At 48.5% G+C, this 18,724-nt stretch carries 17 protein-coding genes; 4 read left to right on the top strand and 13 right to left on the bottom strand.

What is annotated here, in order from left to right:
* Window positions 1–267: 267 nt before the first annotated feature.
* A complete protein-coding gene (locus H9Q79_RS16275) occupies window positions 268–462 on the top strand; it encodes a hypothetical protein (protein WP_118644858.1) in 195 nt (64 codons plus the stop codon).
* Between the two features lie 135 nt (window positions 463–597).
* Here H9Q79_RS16275 and H9Q79_RS16270 read toward each other — a convergent pair whose 3' ends face one another.
* From H9Q79_RS16270 to H9Q79_RS16250, 5 genes are all read right to left on the bottom strand, one after another.
* Window positions 598–1,716: a sialidase family protein gene (locus H9Q79_RS16270; protein WP_249328743.1), complete on the bottom strand. Its 1,119-nt coding sequence runs from the start codon at window positions 1,714–1,716 to the stop codon at window positions 598–600.
* A gap of 22 nt (window positions 1,717–1,738) precedes the next feature.
* Entirely contained in the window at window positions 1,739–2,599 is an 861-nt protein-coding gene (locus H9Q79_RS16265) for a carbohydrate ABC transporter permease (protein WP_249328742.1), read from the bottom strand.
* Between the two features lie 12 nt (window positions 2,600–2,611).
* On the bottom strand, window positions 2,612–3,550 hold the full coding sequence (locus tag H9Q79_RS16260) for a carbohydrate ABC transporter permease (RefSeq protein ID WP_118644862.1): 939 nt from the start codon (window positions 3,548–3,550) through the stop codon (window positions 2,612–2,614).
* A 152-nt stretch (window positions 3,551–3,702) separates the two neighbouring features.
* Window positions 3,703–5,157, bottom strand: a complete 1,455-nt coding sequence (locus H9Q79_RS16255) for an ABC transporter substrate-binding protein (protein WP_249328741.1) — start codon at window positions 5,155–5,157, stop codon at window positions 3,703–3,705.
* A 62-nt stretch (window positions 5,158–5,219) separates the two neighbouring features.
* Entirely contained in the window at window positions 5,220–6,338 is a 1,119-nt protein-coding gene (locus tag H9Q79_RS16250; RefSeq protein WP_118644864.1) for an ABC transporter ATP-binding protein, read from the bottom strand.
* Between the two features lie 229 nt (window positions 6,339–6,567).
* On the opposite strand from H9Q79_RS16250, the gene H9Q79_RS16245 reads away from it, so the two are divergent.
* Window positions 6,568–7,674, top strand: coding sequence for a sialidase family protein (locus H9Q79_RS16245; protein WP_118644866.1), 1,107 nt, complete (start codon window positions 6,568–6,570; stop codon window positions 7,672–7,674).
* A gap of 47 nt (window positions 7,675–7,721) precedes the next feature.
* Window positions 7,722–8,381: a DUF624 domain-containing protein gene (locus H9Q79_RS16240; RefSeq protein ID WP_118644868.1), complete on the top strand. Its 660-nt coding sequence runs from the start codon at window positions 7,722–7,724 to the stop codon at window positions 8,379–8,381.
* 80 nt (window positions 8,382–8,461) lie between these two features.
* Here H9Q79_RS16240 and H9Q79_RS16235 read toward each other — a convergent pair whose 3' ends face one another.
* The 4 genes from H9Q79_RS16235 to H9Q79_RS16220 form a co-directional block, all read right to left on the bottom strand.
* A complete protein-coding gene (locus H9Q79_RS16235; RefSeq protein WP_118644870.1) occupies window positions 8,462–9,763 on the bottom strand; it encodes a DUF2099 family protein in 1,302 nt (433 codons plus the stop codon).
* Window positions 9,764–10,022: 259 nt separating this feature from the next.
* The gene (locus H9Q79_RS16230) at window positions 10,023–11,228 is read right to left on the bottom strand and encodes an MFS transporter (RefSeq protein WP_249328740.1); all 1,206 of its coding nucleotides are present in this window, start codon (window positions 11,226–11,228) and stop codon (window positions 10,023–10,025) included.
* A 13-nt stretch (window positions 11,229–11,241) separates the two neighbouring features.
* On the bottom strand, window positions 11,242–12,231 hold the full coding sequence (locus tag H9Q79_RS16225; protein WP_118644880.1) for a uroporphyrinogen decarboxylase family protein: 990 nt from the start codon (window positions 12,229–12,231) through the stop codon (window positions 11,242–11,244).
* Window positions 12,232–12,263: 32 nt separating this feature from the next.
* Window positions 12,264–13,604, bottom strand: coding sequence for a Na+/H+ antiporter NhaC family protein (locus H9Q79_RS16220; protein WP_118644882.1), 1,341 nt, complete (start codon window positions 13,602–13,604; stop codon window positions 12,264–12,266).
* Window positions 13,605–13,790: 186 nt separating this feature from the next.
* Here H9Q79_RS16220 and H9Q79_RS16215 point away from each other — a divergent pair, with 186 nt between their 5' ends.
* The gene (locus H9Q79_RS16215; protein ID WP_249328739.1) at window positions 13,791–15,332 is read left to right on the top strand and encodes a PucR family transcriptional regulator; all 1,542 of its coding nucleotides are present in this window, start codon (window positions 13,791–13,793) and stop codon (window positions 15,330–15,332) included.
* Between the two features lie 12 nt (window positions 15,333–15,344).
* On the opposite strand, the gene H9Q79_RS16210 is transcribed toward H9Q79_RS16215, so the two are convergent.
* Genes H9Q79_RS16210 through H9Q79_RS16195 form a run of 4 tightly spaced genes read right to left on the bottom strand, consistent with a single transcriptional unit; the run spans window position 15,345 to window position 18,696 of the window.
* A complete protein-coding gene (locus H9Q79_RS16210; RefSeq protein ID WP_249328738.1) occupies window positions 15,345–15,845 on the bottom strand; it encodes a DUF3887 domain-containing protein in 501 nt (166 codons plus the stop codon).
* A complete protein-coding gene (locus H9Q79_RS16205; RefSeq protein WP_118644888.1) occupies window positions 15,842–16,519 on the bottom strand; it encodes a YhfC family glutamic-type intramembrane protease in 678 nt (225 codons plus the stop codon). The genes H9Q79_RS16210 and H9Q79_RS16205 overlap by 4 nt, the downstream gene beginning before the upstream one ends.
* Window positions 16,516–17,985, bottom strand: a complete 1,470-nt coding sequence (locus H9Q79_RS16200) for a sensor histidine kinase (protein ID WP_118644891.1) — start codon at window positions 17,983–17,985, stop codon at window positions 16,516–16,518. The genes H9Q79_RS16205 and H9Q79_RS16200 overlap by 4 nt, the downstream gene beginning before the upstream one ends.
* Window positions 17,986–17,997: 12 nt before the next feature.
* The gene (locus tag H9Q79_RS16195) at window positions 17,998–18,696 is read right to left on the bottom strand and encodes a LytR/AlgR family response regulator transcription factor (protein ID WP_118645013.1); all 699 of its coding nucleotides are present in this window, start codon (window positions 18,694–18,696) and stop codon (window positions 17,998–18,000) included.
* Between the last annotated feature and the right edge of the window lie 28 nt (window positions 18,697–18,724).

Below are 18,724 nucleotides of genomic sequence, written 5' to 3'. Positions count from 1 at the left end.
GATACCCGGACGAAAGGCTGGGGGGAGGCGGTAATCATTGGCTGATTGTGGACTATTGGCGCCAGTATTTTTTTGCCGAATTTCAAAGTCTACCGCCTGAGACCATCGGGGGTTCCACCCCTGGCGAAAGCCACTGTACCGTCTGTAATTGCCAGAAAACCATTTATTTGAGGGGTAAGCTTGCGTTTTCTAAATTCTGGGTTTATAATAATTTTAAATAGAGCTTATTGATCGCAGCGATTGCTGTTCTCTTAAAAGGAGGATATTATGGCAGTTTTAGACGGATGTGAAGCAAAATTTAAAACACCGGTACCGGAGGATCGTACATGTCCCAAGTGTGGTGCAGAGGTTGAAGTTTTTACTATAAAAGGAAGGATCGTTGAAGACGTCACCTGCAAATGCGGATACGTTTTCAAGGCCCAGGAACCTGATTCTCCCATGCCGCCGGAAAAAGAGCAGTGATGCTGCTCTTTTTTCATGGCCGGATGCTGTTGTTTTTACGGTACACGTTACGTATAATTTCTTCAACAATTTATATCAGGAATGGCAGAGACAGACCCCTATGGAGCCTGATATCTCTGCCATTTTCAATGCTCATTACTCTTTTATATAAGTAGCTTCTATTCTTCGTATCCCATCCTCACCGTCAATATAGTAGCTGACGAGAATTGTTCCGTCCTCCAGCTGTATGGAATGGGGATATCCCAGATCGCCGTCCGGGGCGTCGTCCCGCAGAATGATTTCCTCTGCTTCTGCAATATCAGATAATTCTCCGTTGCAGAGGCGGGCGCGTATCCCGAAAGGTTCCTTACGCCATCCGTAGGTCACCAGCACTTTTCCGCTTTTCAGCCGAAGCGCGTGGAACGGGCTCGAACCCCAGAGATTTTCTATCTCATAAACAGGTCCAAATGTTTTGCCTCCGTCGTCTGAAGCTGCCATATGCAGATTCAGATAGGTCTGTTCAAAATCCACGCCCGGCTTGCCAAAATCTGACTGGGTTCTGAATAGACCCAGGAGACGGCCGCTGTCCGTCAGGAACAGGCCCGGTTCCAGATAGTTTTTCTGACAGGTGGGGTCAAAGGCCATATCTGAGTAGTAATACCAGCTTTCCCCTCTGTCATCAGACCGCAGCAGGCCGGAGCGTGACAGCTCGCCCACACGTTTTGCCCCATAGTAGGGCATCAGCAGATAGCCTTCCGGCATTTCTACAATGTTTCCGCGGACAGCTGGCTCTACTTCACAGCCTTCTACTTCAATCTTGCCCATGGCCCTCCACGTTTTACCGTTGTCATCGGATATACTGTAGCCTACACCGCCGTTCAAGCAGTCATATTTTCCGTGCAAGGAACGCCCGAAGCTTTTAAAAGCCTCTCCCCAGACTGCTTCGCCCTGCCCGATCGGTACCAGGGACCAGCGGAAATAGGTGGCTATCACCCTTCCGTCAGACAATACCTTCATACAGGGGTCCTGGTTGCTGACATTTTCTTCATCAATAATGAGATTTAATTCCTGTTCAAAGGTCTTTCCTCCGTCTCTTGAAATGATATATACATCCTTGGCAGTAGGATCAACATGGGTTACCTTGCCGTATTCCTTTTGTCTTTCCTTCGCATGGCGGAACGCACAGATCACCGTGCCGTCTGCCAGTCTCTCCATATTTGGAAAGGCCACATACTCTCCATCCCGGTACAACAGCTTATGTCCTAAAATCTCCATAACAAAAATCCCTCGCTTTCTATCAGCCTTTTACGCCGGAAGTTACCAGTGACTGCACGAAATACTTCTGGCATGCAAAGAAAAATATGATGATTGGCAGCAGCATACAGACATTGGCAGCCATGATGGCCGGATAATTCTGCATCTGCTCATCTGCGAAAAACTTCACAGCAAACGGCAGCGTAAACAGTTCTTTGCTGCGCAGGAACAGGAGCGGCTTTTCATAATCGTTCCAGGTCCAGATAAAGTACATGAATATGAGCGTCGCCACCGATGCCTTGACATTGGGAAGCGCTATGCTCCAGTAAATCCTTGGATGTCCGGCCCCGTCAATCTTGGCCGCTTCCATCAGATCCCTCGGCAGAGACATGAATGCCTGGCGCATGATAAATACGCCGAAGGCGCCGCCGAAGAAAGCCGGAAGCCACAATGCCGCGTGAGTGTTTACCAGGTGCATTTTACTGTACAGCAGGTATGTGGGCAGAATTGTTACTAAGGATGGGATCATAGTTGTCATCAGCTTCAGCAGAAACAGTTTATCTCTGCCTTTGAAGTCAATTTTAGCATAAGCATATCCGGCCATCGTACATGCAAAAAAGGTGCCTATCAGTGAAATCAGTGCTATTTTTACCGAGTTCAGGAAATATGTAATAAACGGCACATCTCCCTTCAGCAAAAGCTCATAGCCTTTCAGCGTGGGATTCTTGGGAATCCACTCGATCGGGAAATTAAAGACTTCATTAATGCCTTTAAATGAAGCTGAAACCATCCACAGGAAAGGAAATACCATGATTATGCCGCCGGCCCAGATTAAAATGCTGAGTAAAGTCTTTTTCGTAATGCGTATTGCTTTTGCATGTTTTTTTGCAGTTTGTCCATTCATAAGCCTACTCCTTTAATCAATTGACCACTTTTTCTGGCCCCGCCAGCGGATCAGTGAAAATATGAACACGATGAGACACAGCAGCCAGGACAGAGCGCAGGCATACCCGGTCCGATAGGTAATGAAACCGGAACGATAGATATAGAGTCCCAGCGTGTAGGACGCCGTACCGGGGCCTCCTTCTGTAATAATCTGTACGAAGCTCCACATCTGCAGGCTGGAAATGACGCCCAGAATGGACAGCAGAAATGTGGTCGGCTTCATCATGGGCAGAGTGATCTTAAAAAAGCGTTTAATCGGGCCTGCCCCATCGATCTCCGCTGCCTCCAGATACTCTGTGGGGATACTCTGAATCGCAGAGCTGTACATCAAAATATCATAGCCTATGTTCTGCCAGACCAGTATAATCATAAGCGCCGGAAGCACCCACTTACTGCTGGCTAGCCAACCAGGCACCTCCTCCGCCCCCAGTCCGGTGAGCGCCATAATGATAGAGTTAATAGGTCCTTTTGATTTATGAAATAATGCCTGCCATACAGTGGCAATGGCAACCATATTCGTTACATAGGGAAGAAAGTACAGTGCCCTCGCGCCTGCTTTTCCATAAATGGCCTTATTCATGATCGTTGCCAGAACTGCGGCCAGTATCAAAGTAATCGGTATTACTAATAAAAGAATCAGATTATTTCTCAGGGATGACACCAGATAAGGATCCCCCCACATATCTATAAAGTTCTTAAAACCTACAAACTGTGCTTTCTCAATGCCCTTCAGAAGATTCCAGTCTGTAAAGGCCATAATCAGAGAAAATACAATTCCAAAAAGCGTAAAAACACAAAAGCCAATCAGATTCGGAAGAATGAAAAGATACCCCCAAAAATTTTCATTGCCCTTATTAGACAACGCAAATCTCTTCTTTGGCTTCGCCCCATTTGTCATATCCGCATTCATGCCTCCATCTCCTTACTTTCTGCATAGTCTTATACCGGGCTGGCTGGGGCGGCTGCTAAGCTGCCGTAAGCGGCAGTGACAGACTGACACCTCATGCCATGCCAATGCCGCTTACTTCTATTTATGCTGCCGCCCTGCTGCCGGCCGGAAATTTACTGTATGTTTGCGATTTCAGCAGCGGCCAGCTCCTGCATCATGGAGCACCAGTCATCGAGAGACATTTCCCCTCCAAGATACACGCTGTACTGCTCAGTGAACAGTGTATACATAAGATTGTAGTACGCCGCCAGAGACGGATCTTTTCCCCACTTGGCCACATGAGATTCATACGGGGTAGAAACTGCTCCTTCTGCAACTTCTTTCGGGTAAATATCTTCATGGACTTCGCCGTTAGAATCCGTATATTCGCGGAAGCTTTCTGTTGCAGCCTCCCAGTCGGCATCTACATATGTAGGCATATAGTTCGCGCTCTCAACGTAGCACTCATTGCAGAGGAATTTTTCAAATTCATAGGCCCACTCTGGATACGCAGATGTTTTCGGCACATAGAACGCTCCAACGATAGTATTAAAGGACACTTCCTTCGCTTCTTCTGTCATATAAGGCAGGTCTGCAACTCCGATTTCAAAAGGCAGCTGACCTTCGCCGGGATCATCAAACATGTAGGTCTGCAGCCATACCAGGGTAAAGGGTCCGTCTATGATCATTGCCGTATCGCCCTGTGCCAGAGCCTGACGTCTGTTCAAGCTTTCTGCCTTAATGGTTGCATAAGATGGAGATACCTTATCTGTTTCAGCTAGATCATAGACCCACTGCATATTTTTCTTAAATACTTCATCTTCAAAATTAGGAACCAAATTGCCGTCAGCGTCCTTCACCACGCTCTGCCAGCCGGCCACTTCTGCCGGAGCATAGCACAGATCAGACCATGTGCTGGGGAACACACAGCCGTATACACCGTTGTCCGGATCGTTCACCTGCTTCGCGATCTCAGTAAATTCTTCGTAAGACCAGGTTTCCGGAATCTCAATTCCCTTTTCTTCCATCATAGTTTTGTTATAAAATACCTTATAGGTATTATTCGCGAACGGCACGCCATACAGCTCGCCGTTATAGCTCAGCTGTGTTTTGGCCAATGTGCCATACATTTCATCGTAGTCGTCTCCCGCAGCCTCCACATACTCGGTAACCGGCAGAGCGCCTCCGTTCATAATGCGGTTAAACGCATCATCAATTCCCAGATATGTAATGTCAACCTGCTCTCCGCCGCTGATCATAATATTCAGATTCTTCATATACTCCTCATCCACTACGCTGGCCAGCTCAACATAATTGACTTTCACGTTGGGATGAAGCTCATTCCATTTCGCAATTACCTTGTCTGCCTTGTTATTTGCCTGCCAGCCGGCCCCCACCCACTGCAGGGTAATCTCTTCTTCTGACGTGCTTCCCGCAGTACTTGCGGAACTGGATGCTGAACTTGCGCTGCCGGACGCCGCGCTGCCACCGGAACTGGATGCTCCTGAACTTCCATCATTCCCGCCGCCGCATGCTGTTAAAGAAGCACACATGGCCACACTCAATAATACCGCTAATCCTTTCTTCATATGAAACCTCCTTTTATTAATTTTAACCATTCGGGTTAAAAACCATGTTATAATGGTGCCTGCTACAGCAGATTTTCCTCCGTATCCTTGCTGAACATGTGCATAAATTCAGTTTTAAACTTCAGGCCGATTGCCGGCTTCTTCTGAAATGACCCATTCACCAGCTCTTCCGGCAGATCCGCCACCGCTATCTTCAGCAGAACATCACGTTCGCCAACCCTCGTATGTACATGAGCGTCCACGCCCATCATCTCGTAAATATCCATCTCGGCCTGAATGACTCCCGGTCCCGCTTCTCCCAAAAGAATATGCTCCGGTCTCACTCCAATTGTTACCTCACAGGGTTCCTGCCCCTTCTCCAGCAGCGCGCCGGATTGTTCTGCGGGAAGGTCAAAGCGTACTCCCTGGCACATCGCGTAATACTGGCTGCCTTCTTTGCAAAGCTCTCCATCGAAAAAGTTCATCTGGGGCGAGCCGATGAACCCGGCCACAAACAGATTGGACGGATGATTAAACACCTCATAAGGAGTTCCGATCTGCTGGATAAATCCATCTTTCATAATTACAATTCTGTCTCCCAGAGTCATTGCCTCTGTCTGGTCATGGGTAACATATATAAATGTGGTCTGTATCCGCTTTCTCAGCTTAATGATTTCGGCTCGCATCTCATTCCTGAGCTTCGCGTCCAGGTTCGATAACGGCTCATCCATCAGGAATACCTGGGGGTTTCTCACAATCGCCCTTCCAATGGCCACGCGCTGCTTTTGCCCTCCGGACAATGCCTTGGGCTTTCGCTGCAGGTAATCAGTGATCCCCAGAATCCGTGCAGCCTCCTTTACCTTGGCATCAATCTCCTGCTTTTTAACCTTTTTCAGTTTCAGGGAAAACGCCATGTTTTCATATACCGTCATATGGGGATAAAGCGCGTAATTCTGAAATACCATGGCTATGTCTCTATTCTTCGGCGGCATATCATTCACCAGTTTGTCTCCAATGTAGACTTCACCTTCGGAAATTTCCTCCAGCCCCGCAACCATCCGTAGTGTTGTGGATTTACCGCATCCGGAGGGACCGACCAAAACAATAAATTCATTGTCTTCTATTTCCAGATTAAAGTCATGCACTGCTACAACGTTCTTGTCATATATTTTTTTTACATTTTTTAAAATAACTTTTCCCACTGCGTGCCTCCCATTTTGAACTTTAATATCTCCCACGATAATTATTATCTTAATAATACTAATCAGCACTTCTTTAATCAATAATGCACATTGCCAATGCCGAAACGAAAAATGGCATTCTTGGACAAATTCGCTAAATTTTAATCTTATATTCGATTTATCTCTTTACATTTTTTTCAGATGAGATTATAATACATCGTAAATTTGTAGAATAAGCAGGAGTAATATTATGAATTATTGTGCAGAATTTCAATCAGCAGACGGAAAACCCGTTTTTCACCTCAGATCTGACAAACAGTTTACTCGCCACAGTGAAGGTGCATTTCTGCGTCTGCTTGACGGGCGCATCATGTATGCATATAGCAGATTTGCAAATGGATACCAGGATGACTCCCCTTCCCATATCGCCGCGTGCTACTCCTCTGATGAAGGGCTGACCTGGACAACTCCGCAGCAGATTCTGAACCCGTCTGATTTCGGTACTCACAACATCATGAGCGTCTCCCTGCTCCGAATGCAGAATCAGGATCTGGGACTGTTCTTAGGCGCCAGACGTTCACCTCAGGACTCTGTTACCTATCTGGCACGCTCCAGAGATGAGGGGAAAACCTTCTATCAGGTTACTTCCTGCACTCCGGAAGACCGTCCCGGCTATTATGTTCTGAACAACGACCGGGTGATCCGCACGAAGAACGGCCGTCTGATCATGCCAGCCGCCTATCACCGCGGCGGTTATGACACTGCCCATCCGGGCACCGTATATTTTGAATGGCGGTCTTATCTCATATTCCGGATCTCTGACGACGACGGTATGACTTGGAGAGAATCTGCCGACATCATTTTCCCTCCATTTTCCAGAACCCGTTCGGGGCTGCAGGAACCAGGCGTCATTGAATTGCAGTCCGGCGTTTTGTATGGTTATGCAAGAACCGATAAAATGTATCAATATGAATTCTATTCCTTTGACGGAGGAGAACACTGGACACAGGCTGAGCCTTCGTCCTTTACCTCTCCCAACTCGCCGCTGCAGATGAAACGCTCTCCGGATGGCCGGTCTCTACTGGCAGTCTGGAATCCGATTCCCAATTACAACGGCAGGAAAATCTATCCGGGATTTGACGGACGCACCCCTTTGGTCTGTGCCATCAGCAGAGACGACGGCGGCTCCTGGTCAGCTCCCATGCTGATAGAAGGCGGCGAGGACTGTGGTTACTGTTATCCAGCCATCTTCTTTACCGATGACGGCCATGTCCTTATCAGTTACTGCAGCGGGATTCAGTCATCCGGCAACTGCCTGGCGGATTCAACTATTTACCGAATGAAGTACAACGGATAATCCGAACTTCAGGACAATTATCATGACAGAAGGAAAGTGATCAAACCATGGCAAAATATCCGCCCCCTTGGCGGCCCGGAAGCCAAATGGACGCGCCACCTCCCGCAGATGGGATGCGGCGTTTCTGGTTTCTGTTCTGTACGCATTTTTTCAAAATCATACTACTCAACCTGTTGTATCTTCTTTTCTGCGTTCCGGTTTTTACCATTCCGGCCGCAACAGCAGGTATGACCAATGTACTCATGAAGCTCTGGCGTGAGGGCAACTGCTTTTTATGGGCGGACTTCTGGAGCGAATTCAAAACGGAGTTTCCATCCAGGATGTTCCTGTGGTTTGCCATGCAGCTGGTTCCCATGGCGTTCTGGTTCCTTCCGGCTTTTCTGGGGGCCAAGACTGTAGCATTCTGGCTTTCCCTGATCGCGGAAGCCTTTATCCTTCTGATCGACGCCTATTGGTTCCCTCTGGTCACCACCATGGACGTCTCATCGGCTGTCAGCCTGAAGAACGCCTGCCTGCTGCTTCCCATTGCATTTAAGAATTCACTGGCGATGCTGGCTGTGATTGCCCTTTTCTACGGCGTATGCTACCTGCTTCTGCCTTTTACGCTGCCGGTGATCCTTTTATTCTCATTTTCCTGTGAAAGGCTGATCCTGTGCCTCAGGGTGCAGCCCGTCATGGAACAGTGGCTGGTTCAGAAGGAAGAATGATACTTGCAAATACAGCGTGTGCGCCATGCCGGAACCCCGTCATGGCGCACACGCTGTTTCTATTTCTTTCTTCTCCTCTCTCATATACAAGGGTGCGGACAATCCCGGCACTCTCCCAATTCCTCTTTTCTAATGATTCTGAATCCCTCCGCATCATTCAGGATCACTGGCCTCCGGTCACCGGCGGTCAGTTCCACCCTGTCAAAAGCTGCGGCTTCATCACGTTCCCGGGCAATTTTCCTAAGATGGTTCTCAGCCAAAAGCCACCCCTTCCTGTCCATAATATATACTGGTATTTTTATACCCACCTGGGCAGTCGCCCTGGGTTCAATCCATGTTTTAACAGCACGGGACGAGCAGGACCAGACCAAATCCGCTTCACTGCTCATAGCTCTTGCGGCATCCTCCCCCAGCCCTGTAGAACATAACGCAAATTTATAGATAATGATCCCGTCTCTCTCGAGCTTCCTTATTTCTTCCAGTATGATATTGTCCTCCCATGCCACGGAAACTGCAATCCTGCGGTATCCCAGGCTGATCGCCTTACGCACTCCTTCCAGCTGGTCAATAATGCCCGTATGAGGAAATACAGGGCAGATCCCCGCCTTCACAGCAGTCTCTGTGATTGTCTTAGAGGGACTCGTGGCAAACAGCCCGGTCATTCTCCGCACCGCCCCCTGAGTATTGCTCTGGCCGGTGGTTATAATGGTTCCCAGATTATTTGAGACAATCACGGCAGCGTCAATCAGGCCCGCTTCAAAGGCCGAGCTCATGGTCTCAGACGCTCCGAACAGAACATTAACCTCACAGGAATTCAACGGCCGTGATGTATCGAAATACCCCCCTTTGATTACCACTTCATCGATCAGTTCACACATCAGACCGGCTGAATCCTCTGCACCCTGAGCCACAGCCTCCAGCAGCCCCGCAGCAGTATCCCCTCCGATTTCCGTCAGAAGCTTCTTCATCAACGGACAATAGCGGAGCGGTATGGGCGTGGCGTGAACCGCTTTCAGCTTCCCGCGGATTCTTTTCAGATAGACAAAGCTGCCAAACATACGCGTAATATGGCATTCGTTTACTTCATAGAAATTCCGCAGCCCTTCCAGGAGATAATCCGCAAATATATTCTCCCCGTCTCCCGGAACAATGGAAACTTCCAGCCTTCCATTCCGGACAGACACCGACTGAACACTCTTCCCGGCCATGCGTTTCTCGGCCCCGGCAACAATCTGGCGGGCCGTATTCTCGTCCAGACACTCTTCATCCATGAAATCAGCAAAATACCTTTTAAAATCTATCAGCCTCAGCCTGATAGAAATGAGATCAGATAAATTACCGCGTTCTATAAAATATTCTGACTGTTCAACTGTTTTTTCCATATTGGCGAGTTACCTCCTTTACCATCTTAACAAATCATGCATACCCGCTTACCGCATTTGAGACCGCCGCTGCCAGCCAAAAGAGGGTATAGAACACGCTATACCCTCTCTGCCGAATCATTCTCTATGTTGTTCTTCCGCATACCGGAACTTGCGAAGCAGAATGCCCCTGCGGGTATCTGTTCATATTATACCTTATCAGAAAATATTTGTCACCCTCCGGGCCTGCAAATCATCTGCAATAACCTGCGGCTTCTCATCACGCTGCTTCTCTTTTCTTACCTCGCATAAGCAATAAAACCACATACACGCAAACCCCAAGCACCACAATCCCGAACACGGGGAATACCGCTGTTACGCTCTCTGCTTTCATCACCGACTTTAATCCAGTCACCAAATATGTACACAGGAACATTGCAATTCCATTTACAGCGCTGGTAATGCCAATCGCGGTCCCCTGCTTCTCTTCCGGCACCACGACAGAGCATTCGGTAAAGAAGAAGGAATAGAAGATTCCCCAGAAGCCTCCCATCAGCGCACATACAACCAGGGCAACCGCTCTGGACGGGAAAAAGGCCATCAACAGGAAACCTGCTCCGATTGCGATGAAGGAGGGTATCGCCGTAGCTTTTTTCAATTTACTGTAAATGAGCCCGAAGGCCAGGTTAGCCAGGAAGGAACAGATCGTCCCCGCCGACGACAGGGTTCCGGAAAATGCTTCGTTGCCAATTCCTGTATCGATCACGTAGACTGAAATCATATAAGTAATCACGTAATAGCTGGATGCCACCAGCAGCACCTGAATCAGGATCGGAATCAGGCCTTTCATCCAGCCAGCCTGTGTTGTCCTTCCTTTTTTCACCTCTTCCGCAGCAGATGCTTCCTTTTTCTCAGCCGGCATGCTGGGAAGAAATACAACCAGCAGAATCAGAATCGGAATATTGATCCAATACGCGCGGAAAGCGTTCTGCCAGGCTGAAACCGCCAGATATCCGGCTACCAGGCTCAGAACAGATCCCAGAGCCGCCATGACGGCATTATACCATCCGTTTACGGTTCCTCGTTTTCCCTCGTCCTCGTATAATTCAGCAATGATTCCCAGCGCTGCCGAGCTTGTCAGCCCCCATGCAACACCTGTGGCGATCAGCCGGCAAACCAGTATAAAATAAACATTTTCAAAGGCACACCCGAACACTGAAGTAACTGTGTACAGGGCGAAACCAATCACCATCAGTATCTTTTTGTTCATCTTGTCAGACAGATAGCCTCCCAAGAGACAGAACGGCACGCCAATAAGGGCAGGTGCGCTGATGATGGCATTTACCAGGCCCACCTGCGGGAACACATCGTACAGGTTTCCCGCGATTGGCACGATGACCATATCTCCCATTGTACAGCTCGTAGATAAAAACAGCGCCAGCAAAATCAGTATCATTCTGGCTTTTGACAGTTTTCTGGTATTCATTGAATTATCCCCCCTAAAACATTTCTTTTCCTGCTGCGGCTATTTCTTCCGTCAGCGCTTCATAGACTCCTTCAAATGTAGACATGGGCAGCCCCTGGGACGCGCTCGGGATATAGTAATATTTCCCATACTCCCGGCAGGCCCTAGTAACCTGAGTTTTTACCTCTTCTCTCGTCCATCCCGGATGATCCACGCTTGCCGAGTTAATGCCTCCCATGAAAGAGATCTGGCCGCCGTATTTCCGAATCAGCTCCGTTATATTATTTTCCGTCATGACCCCCTGCCAGATATCGACACCCATTTCAATCATAAAGGGCACCAGAGTGGCTGCGTATGAATCCGAATGGTGTACGATCAGCTGGACTCCGTGAGATTTGTAATAGCCGTAGATCTCTTTATAAGAGTCCAGAAGGAACTCCTCGAACATATCAGGAGATATGAACGTGGAAATCTGGCTGCCCCAGTCATCATGGTGAAACAGCGCGTCCGGGTGCAGCCTGCTGCACAGCGTTTCCGCGTACTGCAGCTCCCATTCCGTCAGATACTTAATCAACTCCTTCATCTCTTCCGGTTCTTCATAAAAATTAATGAGGGCGTCTTCCATTCCCATCAGATAATGAAGCCGTTCAAAGATCCCCGGAGCAATAAAGGGCGCCAGAAACAGCTCATTCCTGTCCACGGATTCTGCCTCCCGGACTGCCTCTTCCCATTCTGCATCCGAAAAAATCAGGTTTGGCGCTTTTACCCGTTCTCTCCACTCTCCAATGTCCTCAAGGACCTTATGTCCAGCGTCATGCACCGGAAATGCCCCAGGCGTTCCTTCCGGCCACGACAGCGTCACTCCCCAGGCATTGACAATATTCTTCTGCCCGTACTCCGGAAAGGGATCTGTCAGATTGTAAGGGTCCGACATCAAAATGTGAAGAAATTCATATTGATTCACGAACCGGTCCGGATTTCCTCCATGAATTGTTTCCAGCAGGTTTTGTCTCTTTGTCAGCATTTTCTGTCCTCCTATTATTTACGTATCATCATTCAGGATAAAAATCCCGCTATCACAAACAGCGCCGCCGCTGCCGCCGCCCCCGCCGCTACATAGGGAAGCGCTGTCCGGAACTGAACATCATTGGGGACATCTGTCCCCGCCGCCACCATGAAAACAGCGTCCGAATACAGGCAGGCCTGGCTTCCCAGTGCTACCCCTGACATAACCGCCCCGATAATCAGCGCCGGATTGACCCCGGCCTGGACAGCCATTGGCAGGAAAATCGGAAACGCAATCACAATCAGCGCCCAGAAGGACGCAGCGAAAAAAGTAATCCCGCCCGCCGCCAGAAATGCAGTCACCGGAATCAGCCCCGCCGGAATCGTCTTTGAAAGCAGCCCCGTCATGTATCCCGTAAATCCCATCTGCTCTATGGACATTTCCATAATGAACGCAGCAAAAATCGTAATCATCATGGGCGTCATCCCGGACGCTCCCCTCAGGAAGCAGTCAAAAAACTCTGCCGCTTTCATACGTTTCTGTCCCGCATACAGGATCAGCATTGCCGCTATGGCAAACAGAATTCCGACCACAATATTGCTGCCAAACGCCAGCATTCCCACCACCAGCGCAGCCATCGGTATCAAAAAGTTCAGGGGACTGGACGGTGTAACATCCGCAGACACCCTTTCCGGTCCTAGAACCGCCCGGGAATCGTCCAGAACCTCTCCTCCGCCTTCCACGCGCCGATATGCCTTTTTCAGCTCCCCCAGCCTGGGAAATTTACCAAAGGCCAGCAGGAGGCTGATCAAAATTGCGCAGATAGGATAAAACATGAAAGGAATCGCCTGAAGGTATTCTGTCATCCCCATATTCTGCTCTGAAGCGCAGCCTACGGCAAAGGCTGCCCAGCTTGAAATCGGCAGCAAGACACAGACGCATGCCCCCATACAGTTCACCGTATATGCCAGATGCTCCCGGGGTATCCGTTTCTCATCAGAGATCCCCTTCATGGAAGCCGACACCGCAAGAGCGTTGAGATAATCGTCAATGAAAACAATACCTCCCAGCAGCCAGGTGAAAAAAATAGTCTGCGAACGGGTGCGGCAGATCTTCTCCATAACCCTCCGGAATCCCAGCATAGCGCCTGACTTTTCCAGAAGGGCAGAGATACCTGCAAATCCTAGGCCTACAAAAACCAGAAGCTGATAGGAAGGATTGGACAGCACCTCGTACATTTTGCCAACATATCCATTTACGAAGTTGCCGCCTTCCAGCATTGCCACTGCTACCACTGAGGAAATCAACGCAGGTTCCATTATTCTTTTTGTAATCAGGGCACCTGCAATCAGAATCAGCAGCGGGATTCCTGCCCATAGTTCATTCGCCATAAAAGCCTCCCGATTTATACTTTTTGTTCAACTTAAACCTGCACCGGAATTTTTCTTTTTTCTGTAGAAATATTCTGATTTTCCTGTTATGATTAACATGATAGCACCAGAAAAGAACTTTGAAAATATCCCAAACTGTGCGTATTAGAAAACATTTTTCGCACAAAATGTACGAAAGGAAAAACCATGAATCTGAACCTATATATTATCCGCGACTACCTGAACCAGGCAATATTACATCAGAATATTCATCACAGCCTGATCTTCTGCCCCTTTGACAGCGTAACGCTGTACTATCCAGGTCAGGCAGTTTTAGCTAACTATTTGTATGTAATTGACGGAGAGGTCTGGATGAAAGAAAAGGAATACTTTGCAGGAGGGAATTTTGTAATCTGGAACTGGGACGGCCAGTGCGAGGGCACCCCCTCCATAAACAGCATCGGCCTTTCCCCCGAACCGTCCATTCATGAAATATTTTTTCAGATCCAGCAAATTTTCAGCCGGTTCCAGAAATGGGAACTTGAATTATATGGTCTGCTGGCCAACCATGCGCCGTTTAAAAAGTATGGGGACATTTCCCTGGGCTTTCTGGAAAATCCCATCTGCATGTATACAGCCGGCCTGAGGAATATTTTCTACAGCGAAAGAAAAAAGGCGAAGAACCTGATGCTGTTCACAGAGGAAGATGCCGACAACTTTCTTCCCTATGATGACATCGAGGGTCTTCGCCTGAATCCGGAATTTACCAGGACTATCGACCAGACAGAGCCAACCATCTTTCCGGATGATTTCTGGGGCTATCGGATTCTTTACGACAATATCCGCGTCCAGGGACTTTACATCGCCCGGCTGATGGTCTGTGAAGTAGAGCGTCCGCTCCGTTCCAGCGATTATGCTTTGCTCCATATGCTTTCTACTATGATCCAACACGGCATCGCCAATCAGGAGATGGCAATCAACAGCCATCCGCAGTATTTTGACGATTATATTCTAAGACTCATCCACCGGGAGCCGGTCAGCGTCCAGGAGCTTCTTCCGGTTCTGGAAAAATTCCAGTGGGCGGTAAACGACTCCTATTTCTGCGTGCTGATACCCATCAGCACTTATGACCAGGCTATCAGCACAGTGAGCACATTCTGTATCAAGCTGGAATCCCTGATCTCCGGCTGCGCAGCGCTGGAAAAGGATTCTCACATCGTACTCCTTGTAAACCTGCGCAATGCTGCTTCCACCCGCGATGAAATCCTGGCAAACCTGATCTATCTGCTGCGTGAAAATCTGCTGAAAGCCGGTATCAGCTCAGAATTTTCTGATCTGTGGCAGCTTTATCACTACTATAACCAGGCCGAAAATGCACTGCACATCGGCGCAGAAACCAATCCCACCCTGTGGTATTACAGATACGAGCATTACGCCTACCGCCATCTTCTGAAACGGGCGCTGGGGGATTCCACCATTGAATCCATCTGTCCAAGCGGCCTGCAGAAGCTGCTCTCTTATGATCTTCTCCACAACCGCCAGTATACCCGTTCACTGAAGGTATACCTGGAAGAAGACCAGAGCGTCACCCGAACTATACGCAAGCTTTACATGCAGCGCTCTACCTTTATTTATCAATTAAAACGGATCGAGGAAATATCCGCTTTGAACCTGTCGGAAAAAAGCTGCAAGATCCATCTGCTTCTTGTATTCCAAATCATGGAAGAAAGTGGTTACCAATTGCCCTAAGGCGCTGTGTGCTCAGATTGTAAAGGTAATCAGGTTCATATCCTCATCGTAAGCGATATTATACTTGATATCCTCTTTTTCATGCTTTGCAATGATGAGTATGCCGCCGTATTTCTTGCCGCCGACTACCTGTCCGAGAAATGCCGCGCTGCCGAATTCCTTAAAAGCGCCTTTCTTCTCCAGGATTGCCAGATACGACGTATAGGCATCTTCTGTCAGCCCGCTCTGTAATTCTTCCGCAAACCTGGCTTTCCACCCTTCATAATCATCGGACTCTGCCAGCCGGATATCCTCCATTGCCTGGTTCCTGACCGTCTCCTCATCAAACCCTTCAGGCAGCCCTTTCGTGACTTCTCCATCTGCTGCTTCTCCGCTGCTGCCGGAAGCACTGCTTTCACTGCCCGAACTGCTCTTTTCAGCCGTTGTCTGTGAACAGCCAGCCAGCGGCATCAGTGTCAGCACCAATACACATATTCCAATTACAAGACGTTTTACATTCTTTCTCATTTTCATAAATCCTCCTCTTTCCAATGTTTTCTCGTCCACAGTACAGCCGCTGCACCCATGACGAGGCCGCCTGCCAGAACACTCCAGATCAATATCTGATTCTGAAAGGCAATGGTAAAATCAAACAGGCCGTGCAATAATACCGCCAACAGCCAAAACAACAGCTTTTTATGCCTTTGGATTCCTTCCAGCACGACATAGGTCATCAAAACATGAAATCCCATGGCGCATATTCGTTCCACTCCCGCCAGCAGCACGGAAGCTCCCGCCAGAGAAGCAGTTCCGTTCAGCATAGCCGGAAGGACGCTGCCAAGCCCGATCCATATCGATTCAACCCCTCCGTGCCCCAGACCAAAGGCAAGTCCGTGTATCCATCCGGTCTTCCCCCTTCTCAGAAGTCCCAGACAGGCCACTCTCCCGGTCTCCTCAAACAATCCTGCCGAAATTGCCAGAAGGCCCATATAGAGAAAATATCCGGTATAAGGCAAAAGCATAAACCAGTCCCAGTGGGTGCTCAGATACCGCAGCAGAGGAAGCCGCACAACCAGCTGTGTCAATGCAAAAGACAGCATACCTGCCAGAAATGACCAGAACGCCGGCCTTCCCCGCGCCGACAGATAAATTCCACCCAGGACGGGAATTCCCACACACATGATAAGACTGATTATCCCGTAAATCATAGCTCCTCCTTCTTAGGCAGCATAATGCTGACACGATATTCGCCGCCGGTTTCCTCACACTGAAGCGTGCCATGGTAAACCGCCAAAGTCCTTCTGACATTCTCCAGCCCGATCCCCATATGCCCTTTCTTTTTCTGCCTGTTCGCTCTATCCTGTTGAACAGCATAAGCTGTTCCCCCGCCCGCCAGGGCATGCATTACGAGGTGCTCTGCGGGTATACCTTGTTGATCAGCGTCAATGGATCTCCCCTGCCGGTCTGGCTGGGCTGAACGATCCACCTTGCCAGGCTCATAAGTCAAGAGGCGCTGTTCAGGTATCGAATTTATGATGCTGATTACCCGGAAATTCTGGATCTCCTGGATTTTCATCTCAATAAACCGGTCCTGCCCTGATTCGGCTGCCGCATCTGTGGCATTATCCAATAGGTTTGCAAAAATTGTAGTTATATCTATATCTTTCAGATCCGAAAAATCCACGTCTCCTATTTCCGCCGCTACTCTGATTCCCCGCCGCCGGGCGGCAGAAAGTTTGTCATTGCAGATAATGTTAAGCATATGATTGGAGCTGTAAAACTTCTCACCCAGCATGTTCACCATATGATACAGGTCTTTTACATAGCGGTTCCCGCGGCTCTCCTCATCCGCATTGCTTCCTGCCCCCTCCTGGTACAGGCTTTCCACAGCCTGAAGATGATTTTTCATATCGTGAAGAATCTTTCTGGATTCTCTGTACTTCCGTTCCATGTCTTCATAGTATTTATATTGCAGTTCACTCTGTATCTGAAAAGCTCTCAGCTCCTGCTCCAGTTGATCGGCCCGCATCCAGCGGCTGAACAGATACAGAAAACAGAAATTAACCAGAAGCAAGGCAACCACATTGATCAGGATCAGACGGCTCCCCATCAAATCTATGTAGATCTCCGCCACCCGCACCAGTGAGTACATGAACAGAATACTGAACAACGGCAGCGTCAGAATTAACGCTATCTGCTTCTTTTTTACCCGGATGATCTGCTGTTGTTTCCTCCAGGAAACCACCAAAGCCGTAACGCAAACCATCAGTACGATCTTCACTGCCATTATTATGCTTCCGCTCCAGACGTTTAAAATTAGAATCCGGGAAAAAAACATAAAATTAAGCAGCATGATTCCAACTTCCATTGCCAGGAAAAGCATGACAGAAAACAAAAGATCCAGAAAAAGATCCAGGACCTTTCTGTGGAACAGCAGAAGCCCCAGGACTATCACCCAAATCACCTGAAATTCCAGGGTTATCCATTCATTGGCAATGATTCTTCCCACTATGGTAAAACCGAAGCTCCCGGCTCCCAAAACAAAAAATCCAAAAAAATAATATATTTTCCTGCTATAGATCACCTGGTCATTATTTTTCATAAAGCTATACTGACAGATGCAAAATACCGCTGTTTCCAAAAACGCCATCAGAATATTGACCGCTGCCGCCATTTTATCCTCCTTCTAAATCTGCTGTGCCAACCATCTGGTCAGCATTTCCCGGAGCTCAGCCGATTTTTTCTGAGACAGCGGCAGGATCTCACCGTTAGTCATGAACATGTCATAGCCCTTCAGATTCTTCACATGATGCAGGTTCACCACAAAGCTTTTATGGGGAACTGCGAATCCGAAGCTTTCCATCTTCACCGCAATATCCCCGATACTCCCTCTCATATGGAACAGGCATTCTGTCGTCACAAGCTTTATTTTCCGGTTCGCATATTCAAAATAGCAAATATCCCGAACCGGAAATTCCTGAAAGCCCTCATCCGTCTGAAAACGGACCTTCGGTCCCACAGCCTCTTCCTGTTCATAATCCATAGCCTCCTGCAGCAGCGCCTGAATCTTCTCCCTGCTCACCGGCTTTACCAGATATCCAAAAGCGTGGACCGAAAACGCATACTCTCTGAAATCTTCATAAGCGGTCACATAGATGATCTTCGCCTTCTTGTCTTTGCTTCTCCATATTCTCGCCGTATCAATGCCAGTAAGCCCCCGCATATCAATATCCAGAAAAATTACATCATAAAAGATACCTGCATCCAGAAGTGCATTGCCGCTCTCGTAATAATCCGCCTGAAAAACCGGCTCCAGATCCTTCAAGTATTCCCGCATCTGATCCCGCATACACTTTTCATCATCACATACTGCAATTCTCTTCATAGATTTCACCATCTGAACCGTCCCCGTG

The organism is Wansuia hejianensis, from assembly GCF_014337215.1.
GTDB lineage: Bacteria > Bacillota > Clostridia > Lachnospirales > Lachnospiraceae > Scatomonas > Scatomonas hejianensis.
The sequence above is the reverse complement of the archived record's forward strand: the minus strand, read 5'-3'. Positions and strand labels throughout refer to the sequence as shown.